The organism is Mycobacterium sp. E3198 (assembly GCF_001667015.1).
GTDB lineage: Bacteria > Actinomycetota > Actinomycetes > Mycobacteriales > Mycobacteriaceae > Mycobacterium.
Genome location: NZ_LZIS01000051.1, coordinates 82,585 through 92,893 on the forward strand (window position 1 = coordinate 82,585; position 10,309 = coordinate 92,893).

A 10,309-nucleotide genomic window follows, 5' to 3' on the forward strand; every position below is an offset into this window, starting at 1 on the left:
TGCGGGCCGCGCATCGGGCCCGGGCGCCGGCGCCTAGTCGGTGGGCTGCCCGGCCGCGACGATGCTGACGGTCTTGCGGCCGCGCTTGACCCCGAACTCGACGGCTCCGGACTCCTTGGCGAACAGCGTGTCGTCGCCGCCACGGCCGACGCCCGCGCCGGGGTGGAATTTGGTGCCGCGCTGGCGGATCAGGATCTCGCCGGCCTTGACGACCTGGCCGCCGAACCGCTTCACACCCAGCCGCTGCGCGGCGGAGTCGCGGCCGTTGCGCGAACTGGACGCGCCCTTCTTGTGTGCCATGTCTCTCGCCTTACTACTTGATGCCCGTGACCTTCAGGACCGTCAGCTGCTGACGGTGTCCCTGACGCTTGTGGTAGCCGGTCTTGTTCTTGAACTTGTGGATGCGGATCTTCGGGCCCTTGGTGTGCTCGAGCACCTCACCGGTCACCGCAACCTTGGCCAACGCGGCCGCGTCGCTGGTGACCTTGGCGCCGTCGACGACGAGGGCCACCGGCAGCGTCACGTTCGCACCCGGCTCGGAGTCCAGCTTCTCGACCTTGACCACGTCACCGACGGCGACCTTGTACTGCTTGCCGCCGGTCTTGACGATTGCGTAGGTCGCCATCGTTGCTCCTGCCTCTTTCTGCTGGCCGCGCGCATGCCACCGGCCTGTGCGTGGTGGGTCTGGGGTGCGGGTCCGCCTCCGGTGCAGACCGGAGCCCGGCGGTCCCGCCCGCCGCCGGCCAAGTCTGGCCTGACGACAACTGTCCAAGGGTACTTGACCAGCGGCTACAGGGTCAAACCGGCCGCAAATGACTGCCGGCGGACGCCCCGGGTCGGCGCAGGTCAGTCCACGTGGATCGGCGGGCCGGCCGGCCTGCCCGCCGCGCGGCGGCGGCGCGGACGCCCGGCCGGGGACCCGCCGTTTCCGCTCGACGCGGTGTCGTCGTCGGAATCCTCGTCGTCCAGATCGTCCTCGTCGTCGAGGTCGTCGTCGTCATCGGTGTCGAACTCGTCCTCGTCGTCGAGGTCGTCGTCGTCATCGGTGTCGAACTCGTCCTCGTCGTCGTCGGTGTCGGCGTCGTTGTCGTCGCCGTTGTCCTCGAAGTCTTCGGTGTCGTCCAGATCGGCGGCGCCCCGCTCCTCGGTCTTGTCGTCGACCGTGGCGGTGAGCACTTGGCCAGACTCGTCGGACTCCTCCTCGCCCTCATCCTGGCCGGCCGCCCCGGACGCGCCGGCGGCCATCGCCTTGAACATGGGGTGTTCACCGGGAGCGTGCGCGGGCACCTTCGCCACGGTGGGCTGGTCGGCAGCCTCGTCGCCCCCCTTCTTTTTCGAGCGCCTGCCCCGGCGACCGCCGGACTCGGACTTGCGGCCGTTGGACGGGGCGGAATCGACCGGGTCGCTGTGCACCAGGATGCCGCGGCCGCCGCAGTTCGGGCACGACGACGAGAACGCCTCGATCAGGCCGGTGCCCAACCGCTTGCGGGTCAGCTGCACCAGGCCCAGCGACGTCACCTCGGACACCTGATGGCGGGTGCGGTCGCGGGCCAGCGCCTCGGTCAGCCGCCGAAGCACCAGGTCGCGGTTGGACTCCAGCACCATGTCGATGAAGTCGATGACCACGATGCCGCCGATGTCGCGCAACCGCAGCTGGCGCACGATCTCCTCGGCCGCCTCGAGGTTGTTCTTGGTGACGGTCTGTTCGAGGTTGCCGCCGGATCCGGTGAACTTGCCGGTGTTGACGTCGACCACCGTCATGGCCTCGGTGCGGTCGATCACCAGCGTGCCGCCCGACGGCAGCCACACCTTGCGCTCCATCGCCTTGGCGAGCTGCTCGTCGATGCGATGCACCGCGAACACGTCTGGGCCGCTCGCCTCGTCCGGCCCGGAGGCGGGCTCGTACTTGGTCAGTTTCGAAACCAGCTCTGGCGCAACGGAATTCACGTACTCGTTGATCGTGTTCCACGCCTCGTCGCCGGAGACGATGAGGCCGGCGAAGTCCTCGTTGAACAGGTCACGGATGACCTTGACCAACACGTCCGGCTCTTCGTAGAGCGAGACCGCGGCACCCGCGGCCTTCTGCTTGGTCTCGGTGGCCTTCGCCTCGATCTGCTCCCAGCGCTCCTGCAGGCGGGTGACGTCCTTGCGGATGTCGTCCTCTTTGACCCCTTCGGACGCGGTGCGGATGATCACCCCGGCGTTGGAGGGCACCACCTCGCGCAGGATCTCCTTGAGCCGCTGGCGCTCGGTGTCGGGCAGCTTGCGGCTGATCCCGGTCGACGACGCGCCCGGCACATAAACGAGGTAGCGGCCGGCCAGCGACACCTGCGTGGTGAGCCGGGCGCCCTTGTGCCCCACAGGATCCTTGCTGACCTGGACGACGACGTAGTCGCCGGGCTTGAGGGCCTGCTCGATCTTGCGGTCGGACCCGCCCAATCCCGCGGCCTCCCAGTTGACCTCGCCGGCGTAGAGCACGCCGTTGCGGCCGCGACCGATGTCGACGAACGCCGCCTCCATCGAGGGGAGCACGTTCTGCACGATCCCGAGGTAGATGTTGCCCACCAGGGACGCGGACGCGGCGGAGGTCACGAAGTGCTCGACGAGGATGCCGTCCTCGAGCACCGCGATCTGGGTGTAGCGCGCGCCCGGGTGCGGCGGCTCGGAGCGGACCCGGTCGCGCACGACCATCATCCGTTCGACGGCCTCGCGGCGCGCCAGGAACTCGGCCTCGGTGAGCACGGGCGGGCGGCGCCGGCGGGGGTCGCGCCCGTCGCGCCGGCGTTGCCGCTTGGCCTCCAGCCGGGTGGAGCCGTCGATGCCCTTGATCTCGGCGTTCGAACTGCCCCCCTCGCCGTTCTTGCCGCCGCGGGACGGCCGCTCGTGCACCACGGTGTTCGGCGGGTCGTCGGGCGACAGGCCCTCCTCGTCGTCGCCCGATCCCGACTTGCGCCGCCGGCGCCTGCGGCGGCGCCGGGTGGCCCCGTCCGGGGAACCGTCGTCGTCGTCGCCGTCGGAGTCGTCGGACTCGTCGGAGTCGGCGTCCTCGTCGCCGGTGTCGTCGTCGCCGTCGGATCCGCCCTGTTCGCCGCGCCCGCGACCGCGCCCCCGCCGGCCGCGGCGGCGCCGCCGGTTGGCCGTTCGATCGGATTGATCCTCGTCGTCGTCGTCGGACTCGTCGGTGTCGCCGGCTTCCTCGGCGTCACCGCGGCCGCCGAGCTCCACCGGCTGCGGCGCCACGAACAGCGGCAGGTACTCGGCCGGCTCCGTCGAGGTCCGCAGCAGCAGCGGTTGCTGTTTGGCCGCCGCGTGGGAAAAGCCCGGGATATTGGGCAGCGGCTTGGCGAAGATCAGGTCACGGACCCGCAGGGCGTCCTCGCGGTCGACGCCGGAATGCACGTTGCTTACCCGCCCGTCGAGCGCGGTGAGCGCCTCGAGCACTTCCCTGTTGGTGCTGCCCAGCGCCCGGGCCAGCTGGTGCACCCTCAGGCGATCGGGCAGGTCCTCGCCCGAGACCGGCTCCTGCGGTGGGTTCGAAGGTGGCGCACTGTCTACCACGTATTCTCCTTAAGCCCCCGGGCGCGTCGCTTCGACGCGGCCACGCGAGGGCTTCACTATGGGCCCGGGTCGCTTCTCCCAGGCTTGTGATGGTCTTGCCCCGAGCGGCTCAGGTAGAACTCGCTCGGCGCCGTGCTGAATGTCGGCCTGACATGCGGCGCAACATCACGTCGGTGGCGATGGTCGCGCTTGTCTAAGTCTTCATTCGGGTGTCCGAAGCCGGTCCGGCGACGTTCACCCGCTGTCAGTATCCCACATCAGCCGGCGTGCCCGACCGCACCCGAGATTCGCGCTTCAGCAAATGCCGTCGGGGCCCGGTCCGGCCCCGATGCGCCCAGCGCTAAATTCCGGGAAACCAGAGCGCGATCTCGCGCTTCGCCGAATCGTCCGAATCGGACCCGTGCACCAGGTTGAACTGCGTTTCCAGCCCGAAGTCGCCCCGGATCGTGCCCGGCGTGGCCTTCTCCACCGGGTCGGTACCGCCCGCGACCTGCCGAAACGCCGCGATCGCGCGCGGTCCCTCGACCACCGCGGCGACCACCGGCCCGGAGGTGATGAATTCCAGCAACGACCCGAAGAACGGCTTGCCCTCGTGTTCGGCGTAGTGCTGACCGGCCAACTCTTCGCTGACGTGCCGGAGCTCCAGCGCCGCGATGGCGAGGCCTTTTCGCTCGATGCGGCTGATGATCTCGCCTATCAGGTGCCGCTCGACGGCGTCAGGCTTGATCAGTACCAGGGTCCGTTCGGTCACGGCGCACAGCGTACAGAACCCTTTGCCGGTTGGCCCTACTCCTGCCTGCGCCGGACCTCGGCGCGGAAGTAGGCGATCAGCGCCCACAACCCGGTAAACAGCACCCCGATGAATCCCACCCCGGGGTAGATGGCGAAGCCGGCCAGCAGCACCACCTGAATGCCCAAGTTCGCCCAGATCGCCCACGACCTGCGCTGCAGCCCGGCCAGCACGACCAGCGCCACCGCCAGGCCGATCAGGTAGCCCAGCGACGCGCCGGTCAGGCCGCCGCCGACCGCGCCGACCACGGGTATCGCCAGCAGCACCACGATCGCCTCGAGGATCAGCGTCGCGGCCATCACCGCGCCGAAGCTGCGCCACGGATCGGCGGGCGGGGCCGTGTTGTTGTCGGTCATTGCGGATCACGACCGAACAGGCTGCGCGCGGCCCCCGCGGTGACGACCGAGCCGGTGACGACGATCCCGGTGCCCGAAAATGACTCTGCCGCATCGCTTTCCGTCGCGGCCTCGTCGACCAGGGCGGTCGCGACGTCGATGGCGTCGCGCAGGTTCTCGGCGGTGGTGACGCGGTCGGGCCCGAACCGCTCGCCGGCGGCCAGCGCCAGCGCCTCGACGTCCAGCGCCCGCGGCGAACCGTTGTGGGTCACCACGACGAAGTCGAACGCCGGCTCCAGCGCCGCGAGGATGCCGTCGGAGTCCTTGTCGGCCATCACGCTGATCACCCCGACCAGGAACCGGAAGTCGAACTCGCCGGCCAGCGTCTGCGCCAGCGCGGCCGCGCCGGCGGGATTGTGCGCGGCGTCGATGAACACGGTCGGTGCGCTGCGCATGCGCTCCAGCCGCCCCGGGCTGGTGACGGCGGCGAATCCCGCCCGGACGGCGTCCACGTCGAGCTGGCGCTGCGCGCCGGCGCCGAAAAAGGCCTCGACCGCCGCCAGCGCCACCGCCGCGTTGTGCGCCTGGTGTTCGCCGTGCAGCGGCAGGTAGACGTCGGAGTACACCCCGCCGAGGCCTTGGAGCTGCAGCACCTGGCCGCCGATGGCGACCTGGCGACCCAGCACCGCGAACTCCGAATCCTCGCGGGCCACCGCGGCGTCGGCGCGGACGGCCTGGGCCAGCAGCGCTTCCATCGCCTCGGGCGCCTGCCGGGCGATGACGGCGACGGTGTCGGGCGCGCCGTCGGCCGCCTTGGTGATGATCCCGGCCTTCTCGCCGGCGATTCCGGCGATGTCGTCGCCCAGGTAGTCGACGTGGTCGATCCCGATCGGGGTGATCACCGCGACCGGCGCGTTGACCACGTTGGTGGCGTCCCAGCGCCCGCCCATGCCGACCTCGACCACCGCGACGTCGACGGGCGCGTCGGCGAACGCGGCGAACGCCATCGCCGTGAGCACCTCGAACTTGCTCATCGCCGGTCCGCCGTCGGCCTGCGACTGCGCATCCACCATCTGGACGAACGGCTCGATCTCGCGGTAGGTCGCCACGTATCGGGCCGGGCTGATCGGCTGGCCGTCGATCGCGATGCGTTCGACGGCCGATTGCAGGTGCGGGCTGGTGGTGCGGCCGGTGCGCCGACCCAGGGCGGTCACCAGCGCGTCGACCATGCGCGCCACCGACGTCTTGCCGTTGGTGCCCGCGATGTGGATCGACGGATAGCCCAGTTGCGGCGAGCCGAGCAGGTCCATCAGGGCGCTGATCCGGGTCAGGCTCGGCTCGATCTTGGTTTCCGGCCAGCGTTGATCGAGCAGGTGCTCGACCTGCAGCAGGGACGCGATCTCATCCGGTGTGGGAGCCGTGCTCGTGCCCGGTCCCCACTCGGGCGGCTCGAAAGTCATTGCAGCGCAGCCAGCCTGCCGTTGATCCGCTTGGTCTCCTCCTGGGCCACGCGTTGGCGGTCACGGATCTTGGCGACCACCTGCTCCGGCGCCTTGGCGAGGAAGTGGGCGTTGCCCAGCTTGGCCGCCGTCGACGCCAATTCCTTTTGCGCGGCGGCCAGGTCCTTTTCCAGGCGGCGCCGCTCGGCGGCGACGTCGATGGTGCCCGACGTGTCGAGTTCCACGACGACGGTGCCCCCGCTCAGGCGCACCTCCACCGACGCCGACGGCTGAAAACCGGGGCCCGGCTCGGTGAGCCACGCCAGCGACGTCACCGCGCTGACCTGCCCGCCCAGGCCCGCGCCGTCGACGTCGCCCAACCGGGCCGGTACCTTCTGCCGGTCCGCCAGGCCCTGTTCGCTGCGAAACCGGCGGACCTCGGTGACGAGCCGCTGCATGTCGCCGATTCGTTGTGCAGCAACCCGATCCAGCGGGATGGCCGACGATTCCGGCCATTCGGCGATCACCAGCGATTCCCGGTTGGTCAGCGCCTGCCAGAGCGCCTCGGTGAGGAACGGGATGACCGGATGCAGCAGGCGCAGCAGCGTGTCGAGCACCGCGGCCAGCACGGCGGTGGTGTGCGCGAGCCCGTCGGCGAGCTGCGTCTTGGCCAGTTCGACGTACCAGTCGCAGAATTCGTCCCAGGCGAAGTGGTAGAGCGATTCGCAGGCCCGGCTGAACTCGTAGCCGTCGAAGGCCGAATCAACCTCGGCGCGAACCTCTTCCAGCCGCCCGAGGATCCAGCGATCGGCGTCGGTGAGCTCGGTCAGCGCTGGTAACGGCGCCAGGGCCGCGCCGTTCAGCAGCGCGTACCGGGTGGCGTTGAACAGCTTGGTGCCGAAGTTGCGCGAGGCGCGGACGGCATCCTCGCCGACGGACAGGTCGCCCCCGGGGCTGGCGCCGCGTGCCAGGGTGAACCGCAGCGCGTCGGCGCCGAACATGTCCATCCAGTCCAGCGGGTCGATGACGTTGCCCTTGGACTTGCTCATCTTTCGGCCGAATTCGTCGCGGATCAGCCCGTGCAGAAAGATATCGGTGAACGGCACCTGCGGGCCGCGGCGGCCGCCGAGGGTGATGGCGTCGTCGCCGCCCACGAAGGTGCCGAACATCATCATCCGGGCCACCCAGAAGAACAGGATGTCGTAGCCGGTCACCAGAACGCTTGTGGGATAGAACTTTTCCAGCTCCCGCGTCCGCTCCGGCCAACCCAACGTGGAGAACGGCCACAGCGCGGACGAAAACCAGGTGTCCAGCACGTCGGGGTCCTGCTCCCAGCCCTCCGGCGGCGTCTCGTCGGGACCGACGCACACCCGTTCGCCGCCCGGCCCGTACCAGATCGGGATGCGGTGGCCCCACCACAGCTGGCGCGAGATGCACCAGTCGTGCATGTCGTCGACCCAGGCGAACCAGCGCGGCTCCAGGCTTGCGGGATGAATCACGGTGTCCCCGTTGCGGACCGCGTCGCCGGCGGCCTTGGCCAGCGATTCCACCCGGACCCACCACTGCAGCGACAGCCGCGGTTCGATCGGCTCGCCGCTGCGCTCGGAATGCCCGACGCTGTGCAGATAGGGCCGCTTCTCCGCGACGACCCGGCCCTGCGCGGCCAGCGCTTCGCGCACCGCGACCCGGGCCTCGAAACGATCCATTCCGTCGAATTGCGTTCCGGTGCCGGCGATCCGGCCCTTGGTGTCCATGATAGAGATCATCGGCAGCTCGTGCCGCAGCCCGATCTCGAAGTCGTTCGGGTCGTGCGCGGGCGTGACTTTGACCGCGCCCGTGCCGAATTCGGGGTCGACGTGCTCGTCGGCCACGACGACGAGCGCGCGGTCCACGAACGGGTGCGCCAGCGTGGTGCCGACCAGGTGCCGGTAGCGGTCGTCGTCGGGATGCACGGCGATCGCGGTGTCGCCGAGCATGGTCTCGACCCGGGTGGTGGCGACCACGATGTGCGGCTCGTCGTCGTTGAGCGACCCGTAGCGGAAGGAGACCAACTCGCCCTCGACGTCGAGGTAGTTCACCTCGAGGTCCGAGATCGCCGTCTCGAGCACCGGCGACCAGTTGACCAGCCGCTCCGCCTGATAGATCAGCCCTGCGTCGTAGAGCCGCTTGAAGATGGTGCGCACCGCCCGCGACAGTCCTTCGTCCATGGTGAACCGGTCGCGGCTCCAGTCCACGCCGTCGCCGAGCCGGCGCATCTGGCCGCCGATGGCGCCGCCGGACTCGCGCTTCCAGTCCCACACCTTGTCGACGAACAGCTCGCGGCCGAAGTCCTCCTTGGTCTTGCCGTCGACGGCGAGCTGCTTTTCCACCACGCTTTGCGTCGCGATGCCCGCGTGGTCCATCCCCGGCTGCCACAGCACCTCGTAGCCCTGCATGCGCTTGCGGCGGGTCAGGGCGTCCATCATGGTGTGCTCCAGCGCGTGACCCATGTGCAGGCTGCCCGTCACGTTCGGCGGCGGCAGCACGATCGAGTAGGCGGGCTTCGCGCTGCTCGCGTCCGCCTTGAAGTAGCCCGCGTCCAGCCACTTCTGGTAGATCGCATCCTCCATCGCGGCCGGTTCCCACGACTTGGGCAGCGGGTCGGCGGCGGGGCGGGGGCTGGCGGTCACCGGTCAATTCTAGGGATGCGCGGAGCTCAGCCGCCCAGCCGGTCAACCTGCAACGACACCCCGGCGGCGGGGAATCGCGCCAGCAACGCGTCACCCATCGCCGTCGCGGGCGTCAGCACGCCGTGCAGGTCGGAGAGTTTGTCCCGGTCCAGCGCGAGGGCCAGTCCGCACTCCCCCAGCAGCACCGCGGTCGCCTTGTAACCGGGGTCACCCTGCTGGTGCATGCGCGCCACGTAGCGGGCGCCGGTGGTCGTGGTGGTGTACGTCTCGATGCGGTAGTAGCCGCGCTCGCGGGCCGCCTCGCTCGGACCCGTGCCCGGCTTGGGAAGAACCCGCTCTACCAGGCGGCGCGGCAGGAACCGGAAGTAGCGGCTGCCCAGCCCGAACATCGCATTGCCGGCGCCGCTCACCAGGGCCGACGCCACCGGCGCGAGAGCCGACGATCCGACGCTCATGTTCTCGTCGTAGCGGAACCGCCGGCCGTACGCCCAGTCCAGCAGCGCGTTGCTGCGCCGCACGATCCGGGTGTTGTAGGGCGCCATCAGGAATCCGGCGGTCCACACCCCGGACAGTTCCGGCGCGATGTCGCGGCCACGACGCCAGGGCAGGTCGGGCTGCCGGCCCAATTCGGGTTCCGCGCCGCGATCGGTGCTCAGGGTGTACGGGTCGACGAGCTGGCGGCGCGTCTCGGGGTCGCGCGAGGAGGCGTCCATGATCTCCACGCCCGAGGCGATGGTGCCGCCGGACAACCCGCCGGACATGGAGCGCACCACCAGGTGGGTGTCCGCGAGCTCGCCGGCGCCGTCTCGCCGCGCGGCCCGGTACAGCGCGTACACGCTCAAATCCGACGGGACCGAATCGAAGCCGCAGGAGTGCACGATCCGGGCGCCGGTGTCGGCGGCCTGCTTGTGATGGAGGTCGATGCTGTCCCGGACGAACGTCGCCTCCCCGGTCAGGTCGGCGTAATCGGTGCCCGCGGCCGCGCACGCGGCGACGAGCGGCAGCCCGTAGCGGCTGTAAGGCCCGACCGTCGTGACGACGACACGGGTCCGCGCGGCCATCTCGTCCAGCGTGGACGGCTTGGCCGCGTCGGCCGCCAGGACCGGCCAGTCCCGCGCGGCGTCGCCCAGGGCGTCGCGAACGGCGCGCAGCCGGTCCGGCGACCTGCCGGCCAGCGCGATCCGCGCGCCCGACCCGGCGCGGGCCAGATACTCGGCGGTCAGCTTGCCAACGAAGCCGGTCGCCCCGTACAACACGACGTCGAACTCGCGAGGCGTTGCGGTCATCGGCCCGACGCTACCCGAACCCGAGACAAGTAATGCCGGGCCGCAAGGCCCGGCATTACTTACCCCTCAAGAGGTGCGTCTACGGCGCTCAGCCGCGCCGACCGCACACCGGCCACGCGCCGATGCCCTGCGTGTGCAGCACGTTCTCGGCCACGCGGATCTGCTCCTCGCGGCTGGCGTTGGCCGGCGACCCTGAGCCGCCGTTGGCGTGCCAGGTGCTCGAGGTGAACTG

Annotated in this window: 9 protein-coding genes; all 9 read right to left on the reverse strand. The window is 70.2% G+C overall.

The genetic code is table 11. The features are described from left to right. Positions 1–33 precede the first annotated feature (33 nt). Positions 34–300 carry a 50S ribosomal protein L27 gene (rpmA, locus tag A5673_RS06245; RefSeq protein ID WP_068228589.1) on the reverse strand — a complete coding sequence of 89 codons (267 nt, stop codon included), beginning with the start codon at positions 298–300 and terminating at the stop codon, positions 34–36. Between the two features lie 13 nt (positions 301–313). After that, positions 314–625 carry a 50S ribosomal protein L21 gene (rplU, locus tag A5673_RS06250; RefSeq protein ID WP_067158787.1) on the reverse strand — a complete coding sequence of 104 codons (312 nt, stop codon included), beginning with the start codon at positions 623–625 and terminating at the stop codon, positions 314–316. A gap of 221 nt (positions 626–846) precedes the next feature. After that, on the reverse strand, positions 847–3,558 hold the full coding sequence (locus A5673_RS06255) for an Rne/Rng family ribonuclease (protein ID WP_068228592.1): 2,712 nt from the start codon (positions 3,556–3,558) through the stop codon (positions 847–849). A gap of 340 nt (positions 3,559–3,898) precedes the next feature. After that, positions 3,899–4,309, reverse strand: coding sequence for a nucleoside-diphosphate kinase (gene ndk / locus A5673_RS06260; RefSeq protein WP_068228595.1), 411 nt, complete (start codon positions 4,307–4,309; stop codon positions 3,899–3,901). A gap of 35 nt (positions 4,310–4,344) precedes the next feature. After that, positions 4,345–4,704 carry a DUF4233 domain-containing protein gene (locus A5673_RS06265; RefSeq protein WP_068228598.1) on the reverse strand — a complete coding sequence of 120 codons (360 nt, stop codon included), beginning with the start codon at positions 4,702–4,704 and terminating at the stop codon, positions 4,345–4,347. Then, the gene (locus A5673_RS06270; RefSeq protein WP_068228601.1) at positions 4,701–6,143 is read right to left on the reverse strand and encodes a folylpolyglutamate synthase/dihydrofolate synthase family protein; all 1,443 of its coding nucleotides are present in this window, start codon (positions 6,141–6,143) and stop codon (positions 4,701–4,703) included. The genes A5673_RS06265 and A5673_RS06270 overlap by 4 nt, the downstream gene beginning before the upstream one ends. Next, entirely contained in the window at positions 6,140–8,791 is a 2,652-nt protein-coding gene (locus A5673_RS06275; RefSeq protein ID WP_068228605.1) for a valine--tRNA ligase, read from the reverse strand. The genes A5673_RS06270 and A5673_RS06275 overlap by 4 nt, the downstream gene beginning before the upstream one ends. Before the next feature lie 26 nt (positions 8,792–8,817). Further along, on the reverse strand, positions 8,818–10,077 hold the full coding sequence (locus A5673_RS06280; RefSeq protein WP_068228608.1) for a trans-acting enoyl reductase family protein: 1,260 nt from the start codon (positions 10,075–10,077) through the stop codon (positions 8,818–8,820). Between the two features lie 88 nt (positions 10,078–10,165). Continuing rightward, on the reverse strand, positions 10,166–10,309 hold a 144-nt coding region (locus A5673_RS06285), incomplete at its 5' end, for a transglycosylase family protein (RefSeq protein WP_197518307.1).